Below are 25,172 nucleotides of genomic sequence, written 5' to 3' on the forward strand. Positions count from 1 at the left end.
GGCGAGGGGCGGTTCGCCGCCCCTCGCTTTTGCTAAAAACAGGGGACCCATGACAAAGTCGGAATTGATCGAGGCGCTGGCGCGGCGCCAGACCCACCTTGCCTTCAGCGATGTGGAACTAGCCGTCAAGAGCGTGCTCGAACAAATGAGCCAGGCCCTTTCCACGGGCGAGCGCATCGAGATCCGTGGGTTCGGAAGCTTTGCTCTGCACTTCCGTCCACCGCGCATGGGGCGTAACCCCAAGACCGGCGAGGCTGTTGCCCTGCCGGGCAAGCATGTACCGCATTTCAAACCTGGTAAGGAGTTACGCGAACGCGTAAACCTCGCCGAGGAAGACGCCGCGCTCTGACGCGGCGTTTTTTTTTGCCGTTGTAGGAGCCGATTCATCGGCGATCCCGCGGCAGCGGGCCAGTCGATGCAACCTTCAGGCTCGCGGCAAGCACCCATCGCCGATGAATCGGCTCCTACATGGGATGCATCCCCAGCCCACCGGCGAACCTGTACGAATCGCCAACCGGTGCGCCCCATCGCATTCAGGATTCGGGTACAGTCGCGGCTATGCGCCTCATTGCCATCCTCTTTCTCCTCTTGTTCGTCGCCGCCGGTATCGTCTTCGGCGCGTTGAATGCCGATCTGGTTCCGTTCGATCTCGGCTTTGCCCGACTGTCCCTGCCCAAGGGTGGGGCGATGCTCGCGGCGGTCCTGGTGGGCTGGGTTCTCGGCGGCATCACCGCCTGGCTCGGCACCTCCATCGCCCAGCGGCGCAAGCGCCGTGGCGAGCGCAGCGATCGCAAGGTAGCCAACGCGACGACCGCATGAATCCGATCTGGTGGTTGCTTGCGCTCGTTCCGCCCGCGGCGTTCGCCTGCGGTTGGTGGTTGGCCCGTCGCACGCATGCAAGGCGTTCCGGCGAGCAGGTCAACGCCCTCTCGTCCGACTACTTCCGCGGCCTCAACTACCTCCTCAACGAAGAGCAGGACAAGGCACTGGAAGTCTTCCTGCGCCTGGCCGAATACAACCGGGATACCGTCGAGACCCACCTCGCGTTGGGCAATCTGTTCCGCAAGCGCGGCGAAGTCGATCGCGCGATCCGGTTGCACCAGCACCTGGTTTCGCGCCAGGGCTTGTCCGAGGAAATGAAGACCGTCGCTTTGCTCGAGCTGGGCGAAGACTATATGCGTGCCGGTCTGCTGGACCGCGCGGAGACCCTCTTCTCCGACCTCGTGGCGATGGACGCGCTGGCGCCGTCCGCCCTGCGTCACCTTATTTCGATCTACCAGCACGAGCGCGAATGGCATAAGGCCATCGATCACGCACGACGTCTCGAGGCGATGACCAGCGAGGACGAGTCCGCGATGATCGCGCAGTTCTATTGCGAGCTGGCCGAGCAGTCCCGTCAGCATGGTGCCCGCACCGAAGCGCGCGAGTATGTGCGCGAGGCTTTCGCCTGCCAGCAGGCCTGCGTTCGGGCGCACATGATCGCCGGGCGCCTGTCGTTCGAAGACGACGACATGGCGGCCGCGGTCGAATCCTATGAATCGGCGATCGCTGCCGACATCGCCTTCGTCCCGGAAATCCTCCCGCCGCTGCTGAACTGCTACGCGCGTTCGCAACAGATGGATCGCGCCGAGGCGTTCCTGCGCGACATCATGGAGCGTTACCACGGCATCTCGCCGGTACTGGCCCTGACCCGGCTCTACGAGGGCAGGGACGGCGAACGCACGGCCATCGATTTCCTCACCGGTCAGTTGCGCAAGCGGCCGTCGGTTCGCGGCCTGATGGCGCTGATCGATGCCACGATGGACAAGGTGTCGGGCGAGGCGCGTGAGAACTACCTCATCCTGCGCGACCTGACACGCAAGTTGCTCGAAGGGCAGGCCATGTACCGCTGCAGTCGCTGCGGGTTTGGCGCCAAGGCCCACCACTGGCAGTGCCCGAGCTGCAAGAACTGGGGCACGGTGCGGCCGATCCACGGCGTCGCCAACGAATGACGCCCGTGCTTGCGAACTCCCTGGCAACGATCGTCGGTAGCGCGGTCCTGGCTTTCGTCGTTTCGTATGTAAGCGTGCGTATCGCGATTGCCTATGCCCATCGCCGCGGCATGCTGGACGCGCCGGGACACCGTCGCTCGCACAGCATGCCGACGCCGCGGGGTGGCGGCATAGGGATCGTGCTTGGCGTGCTGCTGGCGGCACCTTTCAGCCTGTTGTTCCTGCCGGTCTCACCGGGTCCTGCGATCACTGCCGCCTTCAGCCTCGCGGTCATCGCCGTGGCGGCGATCGGCTGGCTGGACGATCACGGTTCCCTGCCGATCCGGCCGCGCCTGCTGATCCAGTTGGCCGCCACCTTCCTGTTGTGCCTCGCGGTAGCGACGCGCACGTCGTCCTTGTGGTGGGCCGTGCCGCTCCTCCTGGCCGGCGTCTGGTGCATCAACCTGCACAACTTCATGGACGGCATCGACGGCCTGGCGGCCCAGCAGGCCATGTTTTTCGGCGTAGCCTATGCCGCCCTGGCCTGGTCGGCCGGCAGCCCGGCCCTTGCCGGCGCGGGGCTGGCCATCCTGGGTGCGGCCACCGGTTTCTGGTGCTTCAACCGCTCGCCGGCGAAGATCTTCATGGGCGACGTGGGCAGTGCTACGGTCGGCCTGATCGTTTTCGCCCTGTCCGCGATGTTGTGGGCATTTCGTACGAATTTGCTGTGGCCGGCGCTGATACTCTCGTCAGCCTTCGTTGTCGACGCGACCTTGACACTGCTCGTGCGAATGCTGCGCGGTGCGCGCTGGTACACTCCGCACCGCGAGCACCTGTACCAGTGGCTCGTTCGGCGGGGCGCATCACACCGAAAGGTAGCCCTGGGCTACTTCGCATGGAACGTACTCATCTGCGTTCCTGTCGCATGGATCGCGTTCCGCTGGCCGGCGGCTGCGCCCGTGTGTTTCGGGGCAACCTACCTGCTGGGAGCGGTGGTCTGGCGTACTGGCAAGCAGCATGGCTTGCGTCGAAGGGAGCGACATGTTTCTGCGTAAGTTCATAGGCATCATCCATCCACGTACGGCGGTCGTCGCGCACGACCTTGCCATGGCGGCTCTCGCGTGGTGGATCGCCAAGACGCTGCGCTACGCCCTCATGCCCGATCTGGCGCCGGTGACCTACCTGCCGATGGAATTCCCGATCGTCCTGCTGGTCCAGGGCGCGGTGTTCAACTGGACCGGTCTCTATAAGGGCGTGTGGCGATTCGCCAGCCTTCCCGACCTGTGGAACATCATCCGCGCGACGGTGATCGGCGCGCTGATCATCGGCCTGGCCATGGTCATGTATGCGCGCCTCGACGGCGTGCCTCGCTCGGTGCTCCTGGTCTATCCCGTCGTGCTCGTCGTCCTGCTGGGCCTGCCGCGCCTGAGCTACCGGTTCTGGAAGGACAGCCGGATCGACCTGTTCCAGTCGGCACCGACCAAGCGGGTCCTGATCGTCGGCGCGGATCGCGCCGGTGAGGCGCTCTCGCGCGATCTACGTCGCGACAGCCGTTACAGCGTCATCGGTTTCGTCGACGACAACATGGCCCTGCGTGGTGCGCAGATCGGCGGCATCCCCGTGCTCGGCACGGTGGATCAGCTGGCCGAGCTGTCCAAGGCCGTGGCCGTGCAGATGCTGCTCATCGCCGTGCCCGGTGCCACGACCGCGCAGATGCGCCGCATCGTCGCCTTCTGCGAGAGCACGGGCCTGCCGTTCCGTACCGTGCCGCGCCTGGAAGACGTCGTCGCCGGGCGCGCCCAGTTCAACGAGATCAAGGAAGTGGCGATCGAGGATCTTCTCGGCCGCGATGCCGTGGAACTCGACTGGACCGCCATCCGCGAGAACATCAGTGGTCGTCGCGTCCTGGTGACCGGCGGCGGCGGGTCGATCGGCTCGGAGCTCTGCCGACAGGTCGCGCGCCTGGGCGCCAGCTCGCTGACCGTGGTCGAGATGTCCGAGTACAACCTCTACCGCATCGGCCAGGAGCTGACGTCGGCCTACCCGGAGCTGATTTTCAACGGGGTGCTCGCCGATGCGCGCGAGACGGTGGCGATCAACCGCCTGTTTGAAGAGACCCAGCCGCAGATCGTCTTCCACGCATCCGCGTACAAGCACGTGCCGATGCTCCAGGGCCAGTTGCGTGAAGCCTTCCGCAACAACGTCATGGGCACGCGGGTGGTCGCCAATGCCGCCGTTCGTTGTGGCGTCGAATCCTTCGTGCTGATTTCCACCGACAAGGCCGTGAACCCGACCTCGGTCATGGGCGCCTGCAAGCGCATGGCGGAAATCTGGTGCCAGAACCTCGCGGCACACACGCCTACACGTTTCATCACCGTTCGTTTCGGTAACGTGCTCGACTCCGCCGGTTCGGTGGTCCCCTTGTTCCGCCGGCAGATTCGCCAGGGTGGACCATTGACGATCACCCATCCGGAGATTTCGCGTTACTTCATGACCATTCCCGAAGCCTGCCAGTTGATCCTGCAGGCGGCGAGCCTGGGCAAGGGGGGCGAGATCTTTGCGCTCGACATGGGCGATCCGGTCAAGATCCGCGACCTCGCCGAACAGATGATCCGTCTGGCCGGCAAGCGTCCCGGCTCCGACATCCAGATCGTCTATACCGGCCTGCGCTCGGGCGAGAAGCTGTTCGAGGAACTGTTCCACCCGTTGGAAAACTACACGAGCACCACCCACGCCAAGATCTTCCAGGCGCAACATCGCCAGGTGTCGTGGGAGATGCTGCAGACCCAGCTGGCTCGCGCCGAAGAGGCCGCGGCCACGTTCGATGAAGAGACCCTGCGTCGCTGCGTGTCGCAACTGCTGCCTTCGTTCCGCTGGAGCGACGCGCAGGCCGACAACGTCGTGCCGCTTCGCCGAAACGAAAACGGAGACATCGCATCATGACCCAACCCCTGCGCAAGGTCGTATTTCCCGTCGCTGGCCTCGGTACGCGCTTCCTCCCGGCGACCAAGGTAGTAGCGAAGGAAATGCTGCCCGTGCTCGATCGTCCGCTCATCCAGTACGCCGTGGACGAGGCCGTCGACGCGGGTGCCGACACGCTGGTGTTCGTCACCAACCGTTACAAGCACGCCATCGCGGATTACTTCGACAAGGCGTACGAGCTCGAAGAGAAGCTGGCCGAGAAGAACAAGGAAGAGCTGCTGTCGATCCTGCGCGGCATCCTTCCGCGTCACGTGCGTTGCGTCTTCGTCACCCAGCCGGAGGCACTCGGCCTGGGCGACGCCGTCCTGCGCGCCGCGCCGGTGATCGGCGACGAGCGCTTCGGCGTCATGCTTCCGGACGACCTGATCTGGAACAAGGGCAAGGGCGCGCTGCGCCAGATGGCTGAAGTGGCCGACAAATACGACGCCGGCGTCATCGCGGTGGAAGAGGTGCCGGAGAAGGACACCGACAAGTACGGCATCGTCGATGCGACCGAGCAGGTGGACGACCGCTCCACCGTGATCAAGCACATGGTCGAGAAGCCGAAGCCGGCCGACGCGCCGTCGACGCTCGCCGTGGTCGGTCGCTACGTCCTGCCCGGCAACATCTTCGAATACCTGCGCAACACGCGCGAAGGCGCCGGTGGCGAGATCCAGCTGACCGACGCCATCGAAGACCTGTTGAAGGCCAAGGGCAAGGTGCTTGCCTATCGCTTCGAAGGCACGCGCTTCGATTGCGGCAACAAGGCCGGCCTCGTGCGCGCCACGATGGCCATGGCCCTGGAAGACCCGAAGCTCGCCCCGATCGTCCGCGAGTTCGCCAACAAGGCCTAGTCAGCCCCCTGTAGGAGCCGATTCACCTGTGGGAGCCGATTCATCGGCGATCCCGCGGCAGCGGGCCAGGTTGTGGCAAGCGCCCCATCGCCGCTGAAGCGGCTCCCACAAAAAGTCACGAAGGGCCCGCAGCAATGCGGGCCCTTCCATGTCAGCGAATCGGCAAGGTCGGCAGGAACCGCGGTCGCCGGTAGGCGTTGGCTTTTTGCTCGACACCATACGCGATTGCGATCAACGTAGGTTCGCTCCACTTCGCACTAAAGAACACCACGCCCACCGGCAACTCATGGGCGAAGTCGACGGGCAGGGTGATCGACGGATAGCCCGAGATCGCCGCCGGTGCCGACACGCCGCCGACGGTCGGATCACCGCTGACGACATGATCGCCGAGCACGAGATCGTTGACGAACGCCGGTCCCCAGCTGGGAGCGAGCAGGGCGTCGAGATGATCCTTCGCCAGCGCCGCGTCGATCCCCTCGGGGCCGGCGAGGCGTTGGTTGCGGTCGCGGATCTGAAGGTAGGTCGGGTCGCTTAGGTCGGCCTTGGCCTGTGCCTGCAAGAACAGCTCCTGGCCGAACCACGGCATCTCTCTCGCTGCCTCGCGATCGTTGAAAGCGATGAGATCGGCCAGCGTCTTCATCGGCTGGTCCGGGCGGGTGGCAAGGTAGGCGTTGATGTCGTGCTTGAATTCGTACAGCAGCACGTCGAGCTCGTGTTCGCTCAGTTCCTTCAGGTGCGGAATCTCGACCGGGTCGACGACGGTCGCACCCTGCGCCTTGAGGATGGCGATCGTTTTCTCCAGGGCGCGATCCGCATTCGGTTCGATGCCGGCCAGTTCGCGCACGACACCGATATGCTTGCCGCGCAGCGCGTTCGGGTCGAGGAACTTCGTATAGTCAGTGGCGTGCTTGTCGGCGTCCTTCGTGGCGGGATCGCGCGGATCGCTGCCGGCGATCGCGCTGAGCACCGTGGCCGCATCGGCGACGCTGCGCGCCATCGGACCGGCCGTGTCCTGGCTGTGCGAGATGGGGATGATGCCCGTGCGGCTGACCAGCCCGACGGTAGGCTTGATCCCGACCAGACCGGTCATCGACGCCGGGCAGATGATCGAGCCATCGGTCTCGCTGCCAATCGCCACGGTGGCCAGGCCGGCGGCGACCGCGGAACCCGAGCCGGCGCTCGAACCGCAGGCGTTGCGGTCGAGCACGTAAGGATTGACCGTGAGCCCGCCGCGTCCCGTCCAGCCACTGGTGGCGTGGTTGCTACGCATGTTGGCCCACTCGCTGAGGTTGGTCTTGCCGAGGATGATGGCGCCCGCCTTTCGCAGCTTTGCCGCGACCGCCGAATCGTGCGGTGCCGGCTTGCCCGCCAAGGCGAGGGATCCGGCCGTGGTCTGCATGCGGTCGCCGGTGTCGATGTTGTCCTTGAGCAGGATGGGAATGCCGGCGAGTGGGCCGGTCTTGCCCGACTTACGCGCGATGTCCAAGGCATCGGGATTGGTTTCGAGCACGGCGTTGACCGTCGGCCCCGCCTTGTCGATCGTCGCGATGCGCGAGAGGAAGAGGGCAGTGAGCCCTTCGGGCGTCAGCGCTCCCGAGGCATAGGCCTGGCGAACGGTGGCGATCGACGCGAAGGCATCGTCCTGGTTCGCGTCGCGCGCCTGCGCGGCGCCGGTGGACAACGAGACGGCAAGGGCCAGCGTCAGTGCGGCCGGCCTGATCCATACATGCTGCATATGTCTTTTCCCCCTGGCTACGGTGTGGCGACTGCATGCAATCTACCGCATACCCGTGCGTGGCTATACTGCATGGGCCTAGCCAATGGATCGCCAGGGAGTGCCACATGCGTCGTCTTTTTCGCCGGCTGGCCGTCACGGTCGCCGCGTTCTTCGCCATGCAGGCCATGGCGGCCGACACGCCTCCGGTACCCGACACCCTGGTCCAGCGCATCGCGGCCTGCACCAGTTGCCACGGCGAGCACGGCGAAGGCGGCAGCAACGGCTTCAATCCGCGCCTGGCCGGCAAGCCAGCGGGCTACCTGCATCGGCAGATGCGGGACTTCCAGCGCGGCCTGCGACACTACCCGATCATGGAATACACCGTCGGCCCGCTTACCGACGACTACATGCGCGAGATCGCGGAGTACTTCTCGGCTCAGAACGTCCCTTACACCTTGCACGACGTCCCGGCGACGTCGCCGGCGGCCATGGCGCGGGGTGAGCAGCTGGTCACCAAGGGCGATACCGCGCGCGGCATTCCCCCCTGCATGGCCTGTCACGGCCCGAACCTCACCGGCGTGCAACCGGACATCCCCGGGCTTGTCGGCCTGCCTTACGACTACATCAGCGCCCAGTTGGGTTCATGGCGCACGAACACACGGAACACGGTGGCACCGGACTGCATGAAGACCATCGTCAGTCGCCTGAGCGATGCGGATATCAGCGCTGTCTCGGCATGGCTGGCCCAACGCCCGGTGCCCGCCGATGCGCATGCGGAGCCGGCGGGAAGCGTTTCGCCGCCGCTGCGTTGCGGCGTACTGGGAGCCGGGACATGAGTGTCTTCACCCGTCTCCTTGTCGCACTCGCCCTGGTCAGTGCCGCCTGCTCGGCCAGCGCCGACGACCTCGTCGCGCGCGGCCATTACCTCACGGTCGCTGGCGATTGCGATTCCTGCCATACCGCACGTAACGGCGCGGCGTTCGCGGGTGGTCACGTCGTGCCGACGCCGTTCGGCGCGATCACTGCACCCAACCTCACACCCGATCATGAAACGGGCCTGGGCGGCTGGACGGCCGAGGATTTTTACCGTGCGATGCATGCGGGGAAAGGGCACGACGGCACATCGCTCTACCCGGCGTTTCCCTTCACCTCGTACACGAAGGTCACGCGCGCGGACACCGATGCGATCTTCGCTTACCTGAAGACCCTTCCGCCGGTGAAGCTCGCCCACACCGAGCCCGCCTTGCGCTGGCCGTACAGCATGCGCTCGCTCATGGGCTCCTGGCGGCTGCTCTACTTCGACGAGGGTGAGTACGCGCCCGATCCGAAACAGTCGGCCGCGTGGAACCGCGGTGCGTATCTCGTGCAAGGCCTGGGGCATTGCAACGAATGCCACGCGCCGCGCAACACCTTCGGTGCGATGGTCACCGAGCCCTTCCTCGCCGGCGGCCTCGTACCTGTGCAGAACTGGTACGCGCCCGACCTGTCCATGGGCCCGAACGGCGGCCTGAGCGGCTGGACCGAGGCCGATGTCGTCGCGCTGTTGAAGACCGGCCGCTCGCGCAAGGGCACGGCCTTTGGCCCCATGGCCGATGTCGTGATCCGGAGCACGCAGCACCTCGACGATGCCGATCTCGCCGCGATGGCCACCTACCTGAAGTCGTTACCCGAGCGCGGAGTGCCCCGCCAGCGCGAATCCGCGGCAGATGCCGCCGATCTTGCCAAGGCGGGGCAGAAGGTCTATGCCGAGCAATGCGCCGGCTGTCATGCAGCCGATGGGCGCGGCAAAGGCACGGCCTATCCGCCGCTGGATGGCAATTCGTCCGTCGTCGAGCCGACCGGTATCAACGCCATTCGCATCGTCCTGTCGGGTGGCTTCGCACCGGGAACAGTCGCCAATCCGCGTCCGTATTCGATGCCGCCGTTCTCGCAGACCTTGTCCGATGACGACGCGGCTGCGGTCGTGACGTACATACGCCAGGCGTGGTCGAACAAGGCCCCGTCGGTGTCACCGAACGATGTGCGTGCCTACCGCTCGATTCCGGGCGGCTGAGTCCGCACGAGATCGGCGAGCTCCTGCCAGATGCCGGCGTTCCATGAGCGTCGTGCCTGGCCGGAGGGGGAGGGGAGAACGAACAGCTGCGTTCGGCCCCACCTCGCCGGCTGCAAGCCATACGTGAGGGATTTTCCAAGCGCGGACGTGCCGGCATGCTTGCTGGTGAAGGCGAGCACGCGGGGGGCGAACGTTTCTATCTTGCTGCGTAACGCGGCCACATCGAAGGCACCCACCGGCAGTTCGTTGTCGTTGCCGTAGTGGAACTTGGAAAGGTCCGTGAGGCCGAGTCCATAGGCCGGCATCCGTGCAAACTCAGCGGGCGCGAGGAGGCGAGGTGTCAGGCCAACCGCGTACACCGTGCGCCAGAACATGTTGCCCGGGTGCGCGTAGTACGCACGATCCTGCGCGGAACGCGTGCCTGCGGCCGTTCCGCAAAAGACCAGCGACAGGCCTGGCTCGAGCACATCGGGCAGGACGAAGGACTCAGTCATCGAGGAGAAAATCGGTGTACTGGAAGCGTTCGTCGCGAAGTACCGATTCGCCACGGACGATGCGCATGTCGTGCGCGAACAGCGGCCCGCCGTAGCTGAGCGTATGGAACTCGCCGTTTTCTCCGCAGGGATCGACGGACGAAGGCAGCGCATCGAGCAGTGCCTGATCGTAGTCGCGGCCGCAGAAGCTGGCGTCGAGTTGCGTCGTGTCCACGCAGCAGAGCGCCGCCCGGTGTCCGTCCGCAACGAAGCGACGTCCCAGTGTTGCGGTGTCCTCGCCCCAAAGGGGATAGACGCCGGTCCATCCGCCGATACGCGCGAGCTGCGCTTCGCGATACGCACGCACGTCGGCAAGGAACAGGTCGCCGAAGGCGATGTGGGCGAGGGTGGGCCAGCGCTGCCGTGCCGTGTCGAGGGCCCTCGCAAAGGCCTCCTCATAGGCGTCGTTGTGGCTGGGCCACGTGAGGACGGCCTCGACTACCGGGAGCCCCAGCGAGGCCGCCTGCGCCGCGAGGACGGTTCGGCGCACGCCATGCATGGCGATGCGGTCGTGGTTGGCGGTCACCGTGGTCAGCAGGCCAACGACGCGCCAGGAAGGATCGGCACGCAGGCGTCCGAGCGTCATCAGGCAGTCTTTGCCGCCGCTCCAGGAAACGATGATCGGGGTGGACATGCCGGCACTTTACCTCGCTCTTGCTGCACCACAACATTATGTGGACATACCGGCCGCTAGGCTGGAAACCATGAATCCTTCCAACTGGATGCCAGATCTTGCGCATCCGTGGACGCGTTTTGCGTTGATCGTCGTGATCGCGCTGGCCGTCGCGGGTGTCCTTCGTCGCGTGACGAAATTTTTCCTGCGCCGCTTCGCGATCACGCATCCTGCCGGGGCGAGCATGATCGCCCGGGCGAATGCCCCGATGGAAGCCATCGTTCCCCTTGCCATGCTGCTGATCGCCTTCAGGGCGTCGCCCGACGAGCCGGCCAGCCTCATCGATGGCCTGGAGCACGTCGTCAGCCTCGGGCTGATCGTCGCCTGCACATGGTTCATCGTCCGCTGCATCGGCGCGCTCGACGCGACCGTATCCCGCTTCAACCCGATCGACCGCGAAGACAACCTCCGTGCGCGCCGCGTGCAGACGCAGGCGCGCGTGCTCAGTCGCACCGGCAGCGTGGTGGCCGTGGTACTGGGCATCGGCGTGGCGCTGATGACGTTCCCCACCGTGCGCCAGTTCGGTGCCAGCCTGCTGGCGTCGGCCGGGCTCGCTGGCCTGGCCGTGGGTCTCGCGGCGAAGCCCGTGCTCGGCAACCTCATCGCCGGTCTGCAGATCGCATTGACCCAGCCGATCCGGCTCGACGATGTCGTCGTGATCGAAGGCGAGTGGGGCAAGATCGAGGAAATCACCAGCACCTATGTCGTCGTGCGCATCTGGGATGAGCGCCGCCTCGTGGTGCCCTTGCAGTACTTCATCGAGAACCCGTTCCAGAACTGGACGCGCACGAACTCGCAGGTGCTTGGTTCGGCCATGTTGTGGTTCGACTATGGGCTACCACTGGGTCCCTTGCGTACGGAACTGGAGCGCCTCTGCAAGCAGGCCCCGGAATGGGACGGCCGTGTGTGCGTGTTACAGGTGGTCGATACCAACGACAAGGCCATGCAGTTGCGCGCGCTGGTCAGCTCGTCCAATTCGAGCAAGTCCTGGGATCTTCGCTGCAAGGTACGCGAGGGTCTGATTGCCTTCGTGCAGCGTGAGTTCGCCGGCTTCCTGCCGCGCGTCCGCGGCGAGTTCGAGAGCCCTGTGGGAGTCGATTCATCGGCGATTGTGGGAGCCGATTCATCGGCGATCCCGCGGCAGCGGGCCGGTTGAGGCGAGCACCCATCGCCGCTGAAGCGGCTCCCACAGTCACGATTCCTCGAAAGTGGCTCACAAAAAAAGGCCCGGCGTAAGCCGGGCCTTTCGCTAGCATCGAACGCTATCGATTAAGCGCCGCGCGAAGACTTCTTGCGATCGCCTTCGGTCAGGTGCTTCTTGCGCATGCGGATTTCCTTCGGCGTGACTTCGACCAGCTCGTCATCGTCGATGAAGTCCAGGGCCTGCTCCAGCGTGAACTTGAGTGCCGGGGTCAGCTGGATCGCATCGTCCTTACCGGAGGCGCGCATGTTGGTCAGCGGCTTCGGCTTGATGGCGTTGACGGTGAGGTCGTTGTCCTTCGCGTGAATGCCGATGAGCTGGCCTTCATACACGGCGTCGCCTTCGGCGGCGAACAGCTTGCCGCGTTCCTGGAGGGGTCCGAGCGAGTAGGCCGGGGTGTTGCCGCCAGCGTTCGCGATCATGACGCCGTTCTGGCGCTTGGCGATCGGGGCCGGGGTGTACGGACCGTAGTGCTTGAACACGTGGAACAGCAGGCCCGAGCCCTGGGTCAGGGTCTTGAACTGGTTCTGGAAGCCGATCAGGCCGCGGGCCGGGATCTCATACTCGAGACGCACGCGACCGTTACCGTCCGACACCATGTTCTTCAGGTCGCCCTTGCGGATGCCGAGGCGCTCCATGACGCCGCCCTGATGGATCTCTTCGATGTCGATCACCAGTTCCTCGATCGGCTCCATCTTCTGGCCGTCGATTTCCTTGAGGATGACTTCCGGACGCGACACGGCCAGCTCGTAGCCTTCGCGACGCATGTTCTCGATCAGCACCGAGAGGTGCAGTTCGCCGCGGCCCGAGACCAGGAACTTGTCGGCGTCGGAGCCGTCTTCGACGCGGAGGGCGACGTTGTGCACCTTCTCGCGGTCGAGGCGCTCACGCAGCTGACGGCTGGTGAGGAACTTGCCGCCCGAAAGATCCTTGCTGCCGACGAACGGCGAGTTGTTGACCTGGAAGGTCATGCTGATCATCGGCTCGTCGACGCTCAGCGCCGGCAGTGCTTCCGGCGTGTCCGGCGAGGTCAGCGTGTCCGAAATGGTCAGGTCCGCGATACCCGAGATGGCGACGATGTCGCCCGCTTCGGCGCTTTCCTGCTCGATGCGCTCGAGACCGAGGAAGCCGAGCACCTGGGCGACCTTGCCCTGGCGCTTCTTGCCTTCACGGTCGATCACGGCAACCTGCATGCCCTTCTTCAGGGTGCCGCGCTGCACGCGGCCGATGCCGATGACGCCGACGAAATTGTTGTAGTCCAGCTGGCTGATGCGCATCTGGAAGGGGCCGTCCGGATCGACGTCCGGCTTCGGCGCGTGCTGCATGATCGCTTCGTACAGCGGGGTCATGTCGCCTTCGCGCGCGTTCTCGTCGAGCGAGGCATAGCCGTTGAGCGCCGAAGCGTAGACGATCGGGAAGTCCATCTGCTCGTCGGTGGCACCGAGCTTGGCGAACAGATCCCAGACCTGCTCGACGACCCACTCCGTACGGGCGGCGGGGCGGTCGACCTTGTTGACGACGACGATCGGCTTGAAGCCCATCGCGAACGCCTTCTGGGTCACGAAGCGCGTCTGCGGCATCGGGCCGTCCATCGCGTCGACCAGGATCAGCACGGTGTCGACCATGGACAGCACGCGCTCGACTTCGCCACCGAAGTCAGCATGTCCCGGGGTGTCGACGATGTTGATGCGGTTCTTCGCACCCGTCTTCTTGTCTTCCCAGGTGATGGCCGTGTTCTTGGCCAGGATCGTGATGCCACGCTCCTTTTCCTGGTCGTTCGAATCCATGACGCGCTCGGCGAGCACGGTGCGCTCATTGAGCGTGCCGGACTGCTTCAGAAGCTGGTCGACGAGGGTGGTCTTACCATGGTCGACGTGAGCGACGATGGCGATATTGCGCAGGAATTCGATCGACATGCGGTATGCGCCGGCGTAAAGCCGGATCGCCTCTTTGGTTTGGGAAGCCGCCGATTATAAAGGAAAAGAGCGACTTTCGCATGACGGGGGCGGAGAGTCCGTCAGGAAGCCCGCCCGATGCATCGAAATCCATCCGAAAGCAGGAAAAAGGGCCGTTTTACGGCGGCCGGCGAGGCGCTAAGCTGCCGCCCATGGAAAAGGGGCCGGGCATGGAAAAGCGGTTGACAGGGCGTCCGACGCCAAGGGCGATCGGGTGGACGGTGGGGTTACTGCTTTCGCTCGCTCTCGTTTTCGCGGTGACCGGTGGTCATTCTGGCCACGCCAGGCCCTCGACGTCGCCCGTGGCGCCCGCATCGGTTCGCGTGGATACGGCGCCGCCGGGCACCCGACATGCCACTGAGCGAGGCCTCGGTCGAAAGCCCCCCGCCGCGATGCAGCCCCTCCTCGGAGCAGGCGACGATCGCACCGTCGAGGCGCTTTTCGCGCGATTGGGTCCCCTGTCCGGAGAGGGGGACGTCGCCGCGACCCTCCTCATGCGCCAGGCCGCTGCGGTCTGCCGACACGCTGTGGAGCCGGGTTGGCAGAGCCGTACAAACAACCCGCGAGCCATGGCCTACGCCGCCTGGAAGGCATCGTTCTGCACGCGGACCGTATCGCAGGCCGAGCTGGACAGCATCAACCAGCGGGGCAGGGTTGCCTTCGACCGGCGTTATCCCGGATGGGCGGTGACCGGCCCTCGCTCGGTGGACGAGATCTTCGATGCCGTGACGTCTTCCGACGACGTCGAGGTCACGGACATGGCCAGTGTTCTCCTTCCGCGAGACGCGACGGGCCACTGGGACCTGGGTCGGGATCTCGTTCAAGGCTCGGCGTACGAGGCCGACCTGCACAAGTACCAGCACGTGGCTCTCGACGACATGCAGTGTGCGACGACGGGTGGCTGCGAGCCTGGCGGCATGCGTTCGGCCATGATCTGCCTGGCGAGCGACGGTTACACCTGCGCGCCCGGACAGGGCGTCTACGACATGTGGAACGAGCAGCTCTCGCCGGCAGAGATCGACATCGTGCTCGCCATCGAGCAGCGTATCCGGGACGAGCGCGCACGCCGCTTGGCGACGCCCCCCGGCTGAGGGGCGTCGCGGTCGTCATCAGAGCTGGGCGGGCTCATCCCGACAGGTGGCCGGCATGTTCTTCGGGTCGATGCCCTCGCCCGAGCAGGTCCAGGTGATGGTCTTTCCGTCCAGCTTCGGTGTCAGGATGATCTGCCCCGAATCCAGCTTCGCGTCCGTCTTGTGCGGCGGGGTGGCATCCATCGTGACCACGATCTCGCCACCCTGGCCGACCTCGACCGAGCCGGCGTAGTCGTTGCCCAGCGATTCCGCGGTGCCGAGGCCGGCCGCCGCGTTGTTCGCCGGGAACTTGCCCGTAGCCAGGCGACGCCCGGCGACAGCTAGCTTGACCGGGTCGGCGGCGGCGAGCGCCCCCGACACCTGGCTACGCAACATGTATTGCTGGTACTGCGGCACGGCAATCGCCGCAAGGATAGCCGCCGTCGCCACGGCGCCCGCCGAGCCCATCTGGCCGACCAGTTCCGCCGGACTCTGTTCGTAGGTGAAGGAGATGGCGAACGTATCCGCATCCGCTTCGATCGCCGCGCCGACCACGCCCTTCTCGGGCAGGCCGAGCGTATGGGCGGCAGGAAGGCTGGTGATATCCAGGTCGGCCCCGGCCATGCCACCCATCATCTGCAGGATCCCGATATAGGTGTAATAAGCATCGCGCTGGGCGTCGCGGCTATTGGCCGTGTAACCCATCAGCACGTGTGAGCCAGGATAGGCCCGGCCGCGAAACCAGTCGTCCAGCGAGGTGTCCAGCTTGGCTGCCGCACGATCGGCCAGGGCTTGGGGCACCTTGGCCAGGATGATCCAGTCACCTTCCTCGACCCAGTAGAGGCGGCTGCCGAAGCGCTGCATCAGGTTCATGAAGGGCACGAGGGCCTGCTGCTCGGGATGGTCGGCCGCCGGCTCGTACGGCGCGCCCGGCATGAACAGCCAGTGCACCTTCGCGTCGTCGACGGTCGTCTCGCCGCTGCGCCAGCGTCCCGCCTTGGTCATCTCGTCGATACGCGCGTGCCAGGCTTTCAGGTCGCGCGCACGGATGGCGACGAACTGGCCGGCGTCGTCGGCAAAGACGATCGACTCCGGGCCCATCCACTTCGTGTAGTCGGCGACGTCGAAGCCATATTTGTCCCGCATCCTGCTCAGGCCGTCGCGGATGGTCTTCGCGCGTTCGGCGCCGAAGTCCAGATTGAGGTTGTCCTCGAAGGCCTTGTAACCCTCGGCGCTGGGCAGCGCGAAGGTCATCGCCCAGCGCGGCTGACCTGCGCTCTTCACTGTCGGTGCGAACGAGTGCGGCGCCGCGTACTGCAGGACGCGAGCCTGTGGGGCATGCACCACCATGCGGAACTGGCCCCGACCGTCCGCGGTGCCGCTGCCGAAGGCGAACGCATCGGCCTTGGAGGCGAAATCCGTCGGCAGCTTGCCCAAGGGGGATTCGCCGGCCTGGTTGGCGGCGACGGCGCCGATACCGCGAATGGTCGCCCAGCCGAACAAGCCTTCACCCGAGGTGTCGATGTGGGCTTCGAGCGGGCCGAGCGTCGCCGGCGCGGTGGCGGCCGAGGACTTGGCGAGCGTGGCGACCAGCTCGTCGATGGTGTGCTCGTCGCTGGGTTGCTGCATCGACTGGGTGACCCACAAGCGATGGTCGGCGACGACGTAGCGAACACTGCCGCCCGAGGCCAGCTTGCCGTTGCCCTGGGCATCCAGGGGCGCGACCAGCAGCGGCGCATTAAGCGAGGCGAGACGCGCATTGAACGCGGCGATGGAATCGAACGAGAAGCTGCCCGTCGCGACGACGCGCGAGGTCGGCGAGGGAATGCCCAGCGGATCGATCAGGACGATCTCGAGCGGCGAACGAAGATCGCCCAACAGGAGATTGAGTGCCGGACCGATCTTGGCATCGGCGAGGACCTTGTCCTTCGCGATGGTCTCGCGCAGCTTCGCCACGGCATCGAGATTCGCCTTCACGGAGAGGGCGGCATCGAGCGGACGGCCATTCGGCACACCACCGATCACGGCCCAGGGCGACGGCAGGCGCAGGTAAGCCACGGCTTGCGCGGGCAGGTGCTGGCGCAACCAGGCGGGCGCGGCGATCGCGGCCTGCGCGGCGGCGACGGCCTTGGGATCGGCGGTGGGTGATTCGTCTTTCTTGTGGCAGGCGGCGAGGCCGAGTGCGGCGGTGATCGCGGCAGACAGCAGGACGGTACGACGGGCAATCATTGCTCAGTATCCCCTTGGCTTCCTCCGGCTCCTGCCGGGAGCTGGAGGATAGCAGCCCGCAAACATGCTGCATGCGACACAGCCATCCGCTACGCTTTCCGCATCGGCCGTTGACGACGGCAAATCCAGGGATATGGAGTGGGGAACGTCAACATATCAAACGGAAAACGAAGCGCCTTGCCGTGGCTTCTGGCGCTGTGCTTCGTATGCCTTGCCATCGTGTTCCGCCTGGCAGGGCAGGCCGTCGCAGATCCTGTTCGTGGAGCCCTCGCTCCGGTCGTCGATTCGCGGCGTGGAAGCGGCGAGGCGAAGAGGCCCATAGTGTCGGCGCGACGGCACGTCGCCCCTCTGTCGGCTCGCGGGCATGCGTCGTCCGGAAGCATCAATCCGGACGGCTATCTGATTCCCGGCGACGACTTTTCCGCCATCGAGCGTCGTCTGGCAGAACGGGTGACGTATGACGACCGGGCCTTGTTCGTCATGCTGAACGCCGCAGGGTCGTGCAGCACACCAGTCAAGCCGGATTGGCGTACGAACTCCAGGACGGAATCCGGCCGCACTTTCCTTGCGTGGAAGGAGTGGTTCTGCCATGGACGCACGACCGCCAACGAATTCCACGCCTATGCCGCGATGACTCTCGAATCATTTAAGACGCGCCATGAAGACTGGAACGACAAGGACGACGATGATGGAAACCGTCTCGTCTTCGAGGCAGTTTTCAGTTCGGATTCGCCGGAAGACATGTCCCTTGCAGGCGATCTGGTCGACCTGCCCGGTCTGGGTCGGTGGGCCTTGGGCGCGGAGGATGTCGAGGGCACGGCGCACGCTGCGCGACTACCGCGCTACCAGCAGGTCGCGCTGGAGGGCCTTCAATGTTCGCAACTTGGCGGATGCGGCCCGAACGACCTGCTGACCATGTGGCTGTGCGTGAGACCGCCTGCTTTGGGCTGCCGGGTGGGTGAAAGTGTCGACGACATGTGGGCGACTGAATTCGCCCCTGACGAGATCGCGATCATCGCCCGCATCCAGCAACGCATACTCGACGAGCGCGCTCGCCGTATTGCTTCGAGCTCTAGCAAGGATTGAGCCGCATGACAAAGGGTTCACCGCTAAAGCGGCTCTCACATACTTCAAGCAGGGAATACCGTGGATATTAAGGAATCGCGGAAGGTGCGGCGTCTGGCGTTGACCTGCGTCGGTGTGGCCGTGATGGCGATAGGCGCAGGCGCAGTTCGCGCGAGTTCACCCCCGCTGGAACGCCCCGGCGACACCTTCGAGACGTTGCACTCGCGTTACGATGCCCGCGCAGCGGATGATCCCGACGCTCTTCACTTGCTCGTCCAGGCAGCGATGTTGTGCAGGGAGTATGAGCCGAACTGGAAGTCGGAGCCGTTCATAACGAGTTCTTTCCGTGTCTTCGGCGCATGGCAGGATCGCTTCTGCGGCGGCGTGAATCGCGGCAACGACTACGCCCGCTACAAGGCGATCGGGAAGACCACGCCGTGGAATTCCCCCGTGGAGAAGCCGCTCACGTTGGACGAAGCGGTGGAGGTGGCGCTGACCAGCGACTCGCCGATGCGCCTCGAATCCGCCGCGTACGCGATAGAAAATGGATCGATCCGCTGGCAGCTAGGTACGGGGTTCCTTCGCTATACAAACACCGTTCCGAACCTTGGCCAACTCCAGGCCATGGCGGTGCGCAGTATTGCCTGTCGGTACTCCGGCGCTTGCGATGCGGGTGGCATGGACACCATGTGGATGTGTGCGCGCGACCGTCGCTGCACACCGGCAATTACCGTGTTCGGCTTGTGGGCGACGGAGCATTCGCGGGTCGAGATGGCGGCTGTGCGTTCGATGCTGCAGCAGTTGATGCAGGAGCGCGAGCGCCGCGGAGCCGATCGGTAGCTGGCAAGACATGCAGCGCCGCTCCGGTTTTCCCCGCCGTTAATCAAGGACCGCCCGTTCCATGGTTACTCCGCAGGGATGAACGGCTGGGAGGCGCGTTGGAATGCGCGGCAGTTGGTACGCATCAGCCAGCGTCGCTCCCACGTCCATGAGTGACTTGCCATCGGCCAGCCATTCACGCATGGTCTTTCGCATGTCAGCAAACGACACCTTCGACGACCCCCGCGTCACCGCGCATCGCGACGGTGACGACCTGCTGAGCGCGGGCCTCGGGCTGCGCGGACTGGCCGGGGCTTCGACGCGCTTTGCGCAGCCCGGCTCGCCGACCCCGGCAGAGTTGCGTCGACGTGCGATCCAGTCCAGTTGGAAGGGCGTCGCCGATCTGGGGCCCCGCGGTGGCTTTGGCAGCCTCTACGGCAGCGTCCCGAACGTGCCAGGCCGCGAGTTCACCACCTTCGCCAACTTGCCCGGGGCACGCGCATCGCACCGTGTGCTGGTGCAGGTGCCCGATGACTTCGATCGCAAGAAACGCTGCCTTGTCGTCACCGCGTCGTCCGGTTCGCGTGGCATCTACGGAGCCATCGCGCTGGCTGGCGGCTGGGGACTGCCGCGGGGCTGTGCCGTGGCGTATACGGATAAAGGCGGTGGAGCGGGCTACTTCGATCCCTCCGACGATACGGGCGTTCAGCTCGACGGCACGCGCGCCAGGGCCGGCTCGGCGCCGCTGGAATTCGAACCGAAGGGTCTGGCCCCCGATGCAGGCATCGCGGTCAAGCATGCGCACTCGGGCGACAATCCCGAAGCGGACTGGGGGCGCCATGTACTGCAGGCGGCGCGCTTCGGCCTGGGCGTGCTCGACCGCGCCTTCCCCGAGGAGGCGCCGTTCACCGCGCAGAACACGACGATCATCGCCACCGGCCTGTCGAACGGTGGCGGCGCCGTGCTGCGCGCCGCCGGGGATGACAAGGAGGGCATCCTCGCCGCCGTCGTCGCGCTCGAGCCCAATATCCATATCCGCGGGTCGCGCTCGTTCTACGACTACGCTACCGAGGCCGCCCTGTTGCTCCCGGCCGCCTTGTCTGCACGCCAGTTCGACGACGTTCCGTTCGCCCGTGTTGGCGCCGCATCTCCGCCCGCCTGGGTGTTGCGGGGGGCGGCGCTGCGGGCCCACGGCAGACTGTCCGCCGTGATGCCTGGAGCCCAGGCCGACGAGGCACTGGACCGGCTCAGGGCAGGGGGTTGGCAGGACGACGTCCTCGCCACGGCCGCTTCGTCCACCTCACTGGATCTATGGCGCGCGGTCGCCGTGGCTTATGCATCGGCTTACCTGAAACGCGATGCCGCTCATATGCCTGGCGGCTTTTGCTACCGACTGCATCACGCGGCCGGGATGGCCGGACCCATTGATGCCATTGTGCGGGCGGCGTGGTGGGCGGACGGTTCGGGCGTGCCGCCGGGAACGGGCATTTCGCTCGACGGCGGTACGGATCTGTCGCTCGATCCGACGCTTCCGGGCGTGTTGACCTTGCATGACCTGCAGACCGGCCATGGGGCGGAGGCGGACCAACTGCGCGCGGCCGTGAAGACCACGGCGGCCGAGCTCCCCCGCGAAGGGTTGCCCATCCTGATCGTCCACGGCGCCCAGGACGGCCTGATCCCAGCAGCTTTCAGCTCGCAGCCCTATGTGAGGTGGTTGCGCGACGCCGGCCTGCGGCCGGTCTTCTGGAAAGTGCCCTACGCCCAGCACTTCGACGCCTTCCTCGCCTTCACGGACTTCGGCGACCGCCACGTGCCGCTGCTTCCCTATGGCTACGCCGCTTTGGACCGGGCGTGGGCGACGGTGGCCGAGGGCAGGGCGCTGCCCGAGGACGCCGCCGTACGCGACGCGCGTCCCCGCGGCGCCGGCCCGCTGACCGCTCGAGCGCTAGCCTTGCCGCAAAACTGAGATGCCATCACGTTTTCTCGCTTGAACTCTGGGGAATAGGGCGCCATCTTTGGGGGCCTTGCAGCCCCCCGGAACCGGTCGCACAAGGCGATTGGACCGATTTTCAACGAGTTACAGGAATTGCGATGACCATCAACGTCACCATGAAGACCAATAAGGGCGACCTGCACCTGCGCCTGCACGACGAGAAGACGCCGATGACGGTGGCCAACTTCGTGAATCTGGCCAAGCGCGGCTACTACGACGGCAAGACCTTCCACCGCGTGATCGCCGATTTCATGGTCCAGGGCGGCTGCCCCGAGGGTTCGGGTCGCGGCGGTCCGGGCTACAAGTTTGCCGACGAGTTCGACGCCAGCCTCAAGCACGACAAGCCGGGCGTCCTGTCCATGGCCAATGCCGGCCCGGGCACCAACGGCTCGCAGTTCTTCATCACCCACGGCCCGACCCCGTGGCTGGACGGCAAGCACAGCGTGTTCGGCGAGATCGTCGGCCCGGAAGACCAGGCCGTGGTGGACGCTATCCGCCAGGACGACACGATCGACAAAGTGATCGTCGAGGGTGACGTGGACGCGCTGCTCGAGAAGCAGGCAGCGAACGTTGCCAAGTGGAACGAGGTGCTGGACGCGCGCTAAGCGGCCGGTTTTCCTGTGTTTGAAACGCCGCCTTAGGGCGGCGTTTCTGTTTCTGACCCGTGTTAAAATAGCGGCCTTTGCCCCGTCCCCCTCCGAGGAAACGATGCCGCAGCTCGCCACGCGAATGGGTCGCGCGAAACCCAGTGCGATCATGGTCATTGCCGAAAAGGCCAAGCGTCTCAAGGCCGAGGGGCGCGACATCGTCAGCTTCTCGATCGGTGTCCCCAACTTCCTCCCCGGCGAGCACGTCTACGCCGCGGCCCGCGAGGCGCTGGCGAAGGACTCCGGCCAGTACGGCAGCAACCGCGGCTCCGATGCCCTGGTCGACGCCTTCCTCGGTCATATCGAAGCCCTGGGCCTGACCGGCTATAAGCGCGAAAACGTCTCCACGGGCGTCGGCGCCAAGCAGATCCTCTACAACCTGGCCGAAGCGCTGCTGGACGAGGGCGACGAAATCGCCTTCCCGGCGCCGTACTGGACCAGCTACCTCGACATCGCCGAGATCGTCGGCGCGAAGATCAACATCCTGCCGTGCCCGCCGGAGCAGCATTACAAGCTCACGCCGGCGCAGCTCGACGAAGCGCTTGCCCGCAAGCCGCGCGTCTTCCTGTTCAACAACCCGTCCAACCCGACCGGCATGGTCTACACGCGCGATGAAATCGTCGCGCTGGCCGACGTCATCGCGAAGTATCCGGACACCTGGATCATCACCGACGACATCTACAACACCATGGTGTTCGACGGCGTGGGTTACCACAACTTCGTGCATGTCCGCCCGGAACTGAAGGACCGCGTGATCTTCGTCGATTCCCTGTCGAAGACCTACGGCATGCCCGGCTGGCGCGTCGGCTTCATCGCCGCGCCGGAATCCGTGGCCAAGGCCGTGACCACGCTCAACTCCAATCACATCACCAGCCTGCCGGAAGTGATCACGGCCGCCGCGGTCGCCGCGCTGTCGGGTCCGCAGGACGTGCCGGCCGCGAAGTGCGCCGAGTTCGCCGTGAAGCGCGATCGCGTCTACAACGCGCTGGTGTCGATCCCGGGCGTGGTCTGCCCGCGTCCGCAGGGCGCGTTCTATGCGTTCCCGGATATCTCGGTGGCCTTCGGCAAGAAGCATGACGGCGTGGCGATCACGTCGGACGTGGACTTCTGCGCCGCGCTGCTCGAGACCAAGGGCGTCGCCTGCGTGCCGGGTTCGGCCTTCGGCGAACCGCGCGCGCTGCGCATCTCCTATTCCTGCCCGGACGAGGCGCTCGACAAGGGCATGGCCCGCATCGTCGAGTTCTTCGCCGAGCTCACCTGATCATCAGTCCCAAGCGATATTCCTGAGGAGTCGAAAGATGAAAGCACCCGTTCGCGTTGCCGTGACCGGCGCAGCCGGCCAGATCGGTTATGCCCTCCTGTTCCGTATCGCCGCCGGCGACATGCTGGGCCCCGACCAGCCGGTCATCCTGCACCTGCTCGAAATCACCCCGGCGCTGCCGACCCTGCAGGGTGTGGTGATGGAGCTCAACGACTGCGCGTTCCCGACGCTCGCCGGCATCGTCGCCACCGATGACGTCAACGTCGCCTTCAAGGATGTCGACTACGCGCTGCTCGTCGGTGCGCGTCCGCGCGGCCCGGGCATGGAGCGCAAGGATCTGCTCGAAGCCAACGGTGCCATCTTCGGTCCGCAGGGCAAGGCCCTGAACGACCACGCCAAGCGCGACGTGCGCGTGCTCGTCGTCGGCAACCCGGCCAACACCAATGCGCTGATCGCTCAGCAGAACGCACCGGACCTCGATCCGAAGTGCTTCACGGCGATGGTCCGCCTCGACCACAACCGCGCGCTGTCGCAGCTGGCCGAGAAGACCGGTACGCACTCGACCGACATCAAGAAGCTCACGATCTGGGGCAACCACAGCTCCACGCAGTACCCGGACCTGCACCAGACCACGGTGAAGGGTAAGGCGGCACTCGAGCAGGTCGACCAGGCCTGGTACGAGAGCGACTTCATCCCGACCGTGCAGCAGCGCGGCGCGGCCATCATCAAGGCCCGTGGCGCCTCGTCGGCGGCCTCGGCTGCCTCGGCCGCCATCGACCACATGCGTGACTGGACGCTCGGCACGGCCGAGGGTGACTGGGTCTCGATGGGTATCCCGTCGGACGGCTCGTACGGCGTCGAGAAGGGCGTGATCTTCGGCTACCCGGTGACCGTGAAGAATGGCAAGTACGCCATCGTCCAGGGTCTGGAGATCAACGCGTTCTCGCAGGCTCGCATCGATGCGACCGAGAAGGAACTGCGCGAAGAGCGCGCCGGCGTGGAGCATCTGTTCGCGAAGTAAGTTCGCCGCAGGTTCCTGCAAATAAAAAGGCCGCGCTGCGAAGCGCGGCCTTTTTGTCTATGTGGGAGCCGCTTCAGCGGCGATCCCGCGGTAGTGGGCCGGATTGAGGCAAGCACCCCATCGCCGCTTAAGCGGCTCCCACAAAGGATGGCACCCACATGGTTTACTAGGGGCTATGGCCCATAGCTCCCGACTCGTCGTCTTCGTCGCCCTTGCCTCGAACGTCGCTATTGCCGTGGCGAAATTCGTTGCCGCGGCCCTCACCGGCAGCTCGGCCATGCTCTCCGAGGGCGTGCACTCGCTGGTGGACAGCGTCAACGAGGTGCTTCTGCTGTATGGGCTGAAGCGGTCGCAACGGCCGCCCAACCGTCAGCACCCGCTGGGCTTCGGCCGCGAGCTGTATTTCTGGAGTTTCATCGTTGCGCTGCTGGTCCTCGCACTGGGTGCGGGGTTCTCGTTGTACGAAGGCGTCAACCACATCCTGACCCCGGAGCCACTGAAGGATCCGACGGCCAACTACATCGTGCTTGCGGTGAGCGCCGTATTCGAAGGCAGCTCCTGGTGGCTGTCGCTGAAGAGCGTGCAGCGGAAGAAGGGCAAGTACGGCTATTTCGAAGCGTTCCGCCGGACCAAGGATCCGACGACATTTTCCGTGTTGTTCGAGGACACGGCCGCCTTGCTCGGCCTCGGCATGGCGGCGATCGGCGTGTACTTGTCCCATGCGCTGAACGATCCGCGCATCGATGGCTGGGCATCCGTCGGCATCGCCGTGGTGCTCGCCGCCGCGGCGAGCCTGCTGGCGCGCGAGAGCAAGGCCCTGCTCATCGGCGAGCCCGCGCAGCCGAAGTTGCTGGCGGAAGTGTGCAATATCGCCGGCGAGGTGCCGGGGATCGAAGCGGTAAACGGGGTGCTTACGGTGCAGGTGGGGCCCGACCACGTGCTGGTCGCGCTGTCCGCCGCGTTCGACGACGCACTGACCACCGTGGAAATCGAGGAATGCGTGCGGGAAATCGAGGCGCGGACGAAGGCGGCGAACCTCCCTATCGTGGCCTTGTTTATCAAGCCGCAGACGCCGGAGGGGTGGCGGGAGAGGTTGCGGCAACTCGACGGTAAGGCCTGAATAGAAAAGCCCCGCGTGTGCGGGGCTCGT

Annotated in this window: 22 protein-coding genes; 17 read left to right on the forward strand and 5 right to left on the reverse strand. The window is 65.5% G+C overall.

Annotated elements, in window-relative coordinates:
* Nucleotides 1-49: 49 nt before the first annotated feature.
* From BJI69_RS15730 to galU, 6 genes are all read left to right on the forward strand, one after another.
* Nucleotides 50-349: an integration host factor subunit beta gene (locus BJI69_RS15730; RefSeq protein ID WP_046966709.1), complete on the forward strand. Its 300-nt coding sequence runs from the start codon at nucleotides 50-52 to the stop codon at nucleotides 347-349.
* Nucleotides 350-558: 209 nt separating this feature from the next.
* Nucleotides 559-819 carry a LapA family protein gene (locus tag BJI69_RS15735; RefSeq protein WP_046966710.1) on the forward strand — a complete coding sequence of 87 codons (261 nt, stop codon included), beginning with the start codon at nucleotides 559-561 and terminating at the stop codon, nucleotides 817-819.
* Nucleotides 816-1,991: a lipopolysaccharide assembly protein LapB gene (gene lapB, locus BJI69_RS15740; RefSeq protein ID WP_046966711.1), complete on the forward strand. Its 1,176-nt coding sequence runs from the start codon at nucleotides 816-818 to the stop codon at nucleotides 1,989-1,991. The genes BJI69_RS15735 and lapB overlap by 4 nt, the downstream gene beginning before the upstream one ends.
* 5 nt (nucleotides 1,992-1,996) lie before the next feature.
* Nucleotides 1,997-3,025: an MraY family glycosyltransferase gene (locus BJI69_RS15745; protein WP_244465226.1), complete on the forward strand. Its 1,029-nt coding sequence runs from the start codon at nucleotides 1,997-1,999 to the stop codon at nucleotides 3,023-3,025.
* Complete coding sequence (locus BJI69_RS15750; protein ID WP_046966713.1) at nucleotides 3,012-4,913, forward strand: polysaccharide biosynthesis protein; 1,902 nt, start codon at nucleotides 3,012-3,014, stop codon at nucleotides 4,911-4,913. Before BJI69_RS15745 ends, BJI69_RS15750 begins: the two co-directional genes overlap by 14 nt.
* The gene (galU, locus tag BJI69_RS15755) at nucleotides 4,910-5,785 is read left to right on the forward strand and encodes a UTP--glucose-1-phosphate uridylyltransferase GalU (protein ID WP_046966714.1); all 876 of its coding nucleotides are present in this window, start codon (nucleotides 4,910-4,912) and stop codon (nucleotides 5,783-5,785) included. Before BJI69_RS15750 ends, galU begins: the two co-directional genes overlap by 4 nt.
* A 151-nt stretch (nucleotides 5,786-5,936) precedes the next feature.
* On the opposite strand, the gene BJI69_RS15760 is transcribed toward galU, so the two are convergent.
* On the reverse strand, nucleotides 5,937-7,520 hold the full coding sequence (locus tag BJI69_RS15760; protein WP_046966715.1) for an amidase: 1,584 nt from the start codon (nucleotides 7,518-7,520) through the stop codon (nucleotides 5,937-5,939).
* A gap of 107 nt (nucleotides 7,521-7,627) precedes the next feature.
* Here BJI69_RS15760 and BJI69_RS15765 point away from each other — a divergent pair, with 107 nt between their 5' ends.
* Nucleotides 7,628-8,338, forward strand: coding sequence for a c-type cytochrome (locus tag BJI69_RS15765; protein WP_046966716.1), 711 nt, complete (start codon nucleotides 7,628-7,630; stop codon nucleotides 8,336-8,338).
* Nucleotides 8,335-9,555, forward strand: a complete 1,221-nt coding sequence (locus BJI69_RS15770) for a c-type cytochrome (RefSeq protein ID WP_052767069.1) — start codon at nucleotides 8,335-8,337, stop codon at nucleotides 9,553-9,555. Before BJI69_RS15765 ends, BJI69_RS15770 begins: the two co-directional genes overlap by 4 nt.
* Here the strand turns inward: BJI69_RS15770 and BJI69_RS15775 are convergent.
* Together BJI69_RS15775 and BJI69_RS15780 are read right to left on the reverse strand one after the other, a co-directional pair.
* Nucleotides 9,531-10,049, reverse strand: a complete 519-nt coding sequence (locus tag BJI69_RS15775; RefSeq protein WP_046966718.1) for a mismatch-specific DNA-glycosylase — start codon at nucleotides 10,047-10,049, stop codon at nucleotides 9,531-9,533. The two genes, BJI69_RS15770 and BJI69_RS15775, sit on opposite strands and share 25 nt — an antisense overlap.
* Nucleotides 10,042-10,722, reverse strand: a complete 681-nt coding sequence (locus BJI69_RS15780; protein ID WP_046966719.1) for a Dph6-related ATP pyrophosphatase — start codon at nucleotides 10,720-10,722, stop codon at nucleotides 10,042-10,044. The genes BJI69_RS15775 and BJI69_RS15780 overlap by 8 nt, the downstream gene beginning before the upstream one ends.
* Before the next feature lie 70 nt (nucleotides 10,723-10,792).
* Here BJI69_RS15780 and BJI69_RS15785 point away from each other — a divergent pair, with 70 nt between their 5' ends.
* A complete protein-coding gene (locus tag BJI69_RS15785) occupies nucleotides 10,793-11,917 on the forward strand; it encodes a mechanosensitive ion channel family protein (protein WP_071925002.1) in 1,125 nt (374 codons plus the stop codon).
* Nucleotides 11,918-12,030: 113 nt separating this feature from the next.
* Here the strand turns inward: BJI69_RS15785 and typA are convergent, their stop codons facing one another.
* Nucleotides 12,031-13,878, reverse strand: a complete 1,848-nt coding sequence (gene typA, locus BJI69_RS15790; protein ID WP_046966720.1) for a translational GTPase TypA — start codon at nucleotides 13,876-13,878, stop codon at nucleotides 12,031-12,033.
* 608 nt (nucleotides 13,879-14,486) lie between these two features.
* Here typA and BJI69_RS15795 point away from each other — a divergent pair.
* Entirely contained in the window at nucleotides 14,487-15,008 is a 522-nt protein-coding gene (locus BJI69_RS15795; RefSeq protein ID WP_154670751.1) for a hypothetical protein, read from the forward strand.
* 18 nt (nucleotides 15,009-15,026) lie between these two features.
* On the opposite strand, the gene BJI69_RS22125 is transcribed toward BJI69_RS15795, so the two are convergent.
* A complete protein-coding gene (locus BJI69_RS22125; RefSeq protein WP_052767070.1) occupies nucleotides 15,027-17,216 on the reverse strand; it encodes a pilin in 2,190 nt (729 codons plus the stop codon).
* Between the two features lie 177 nt (nucleotides 17,217-17,393).
* On the opposite strand from BJI69_RS22125, the gene BJI69_RS15805 reads away from it, so the two are divergent.
* The 7 genes from BJI69_RS15805 to BJI69_RS15835 all read left to right on the forward strand — a co-directional run bounded on the left by BJI69_RS15805 (nucleotide 17,394) and on the right by BJI69_RS15835 (nucleotide 25,142).
* A complete protein-coding gene (locus BJI69_RS15805; protein ID WP_046966722.1) occupies nucleotides 17,394-18,302 on the forward strand; it encodes a hypothetical protein in 909 nt (302 codons plus the stop codon).
* Nucleotides 18,303-18,362: 60 nt separating this feature from the next.
* Nucleotides 18,363-19,121 (forward strand): hypothetical protein, encoded by a 759-nt coding sequence (locus tag BJI69_RS15810; protein ID WP_125903081.1) that lies wholly within the window; start codon nucleotides 18,363-18,365, stop codon nucleotides 19,119-19,121.
* A gap of 193 nt (nucleotides 19,122-19,314) precedes the next feature.
* Complete coding sequence (locus BJI69_RS15815) at nucleotides 19,315-21,066, forward strand: 3-hydroxybutyrate oligomer hydrolase family protein (protein ID WP_046966823.1); 1,752 nt, start codon at nucleotides 19,315-19,317, stop codon at nucleotides 21,064-21,066.
* Between the two features lie 125 nt (nucleotides 21,067-21,191).
* The gene (locus tag BJI69_RS15820; protein ID WP_046966724.1) at nucleotides 21,192-21,698 is read left to right on the forward strand and encodes a peptidylprolyl isomerase; all 507 of its coding nucleotides are present in this window, start codon (nucleotides 21,192-21,194) and stop codon (nucleotides 21,696-21,698) included.
* Nucleotides 21,699-21,801: 103 nt separating this feature from the next.
* Complete coding sequence (locus BJI69_RS15825) at nucleotides 21,802-23,001, forward strand: pyridoxal phosphate-dependent aminotransferase (RefSeq protein ID WP_046966725.1); 1,200 nt, start codon at nucleotides 21,802-21,804, stop codon at nucleotides 22,999-23,001.
* Nucleotides 23,002-23,038: 37 nt separating this feature from the next.
* Complete coding sequence (locus BJI69_RS15830) at nucleotides 23,039-24,022, forward strand: malate dehydrogenase (protein ID WP_046966726.1); 984 nt, start codon at nucleotides 23,039-23,041, stop codon at nucleotides 24,020-24,022.
* 175 nt (nucleotides 24,023-24,197) lie between these two features.
* A complete protein-coding gene (locus BJI69_RS15835; protein WP_046966727.1) occupies nucleotides 24,198-25,142 on the forward strand; it encodes a cation diffusion facilitator family transporter in 945 nt (314 codons plus the stop codon).
* Nucleotides 25,143-25,172: the final 30 nt, after the last annotated feature.

Source organism: Luteibacter rhizovicinus DSM 16549 (assembly GCF_001887595.1).
Classification (GTDB): domain Bacteria; phylum Pseudomonadota; class Gammaproteobacteria; order Xanthomonadales; family Rhodanobacteraceae; genus Luteibacter; species Luteibacter rhizovicinus.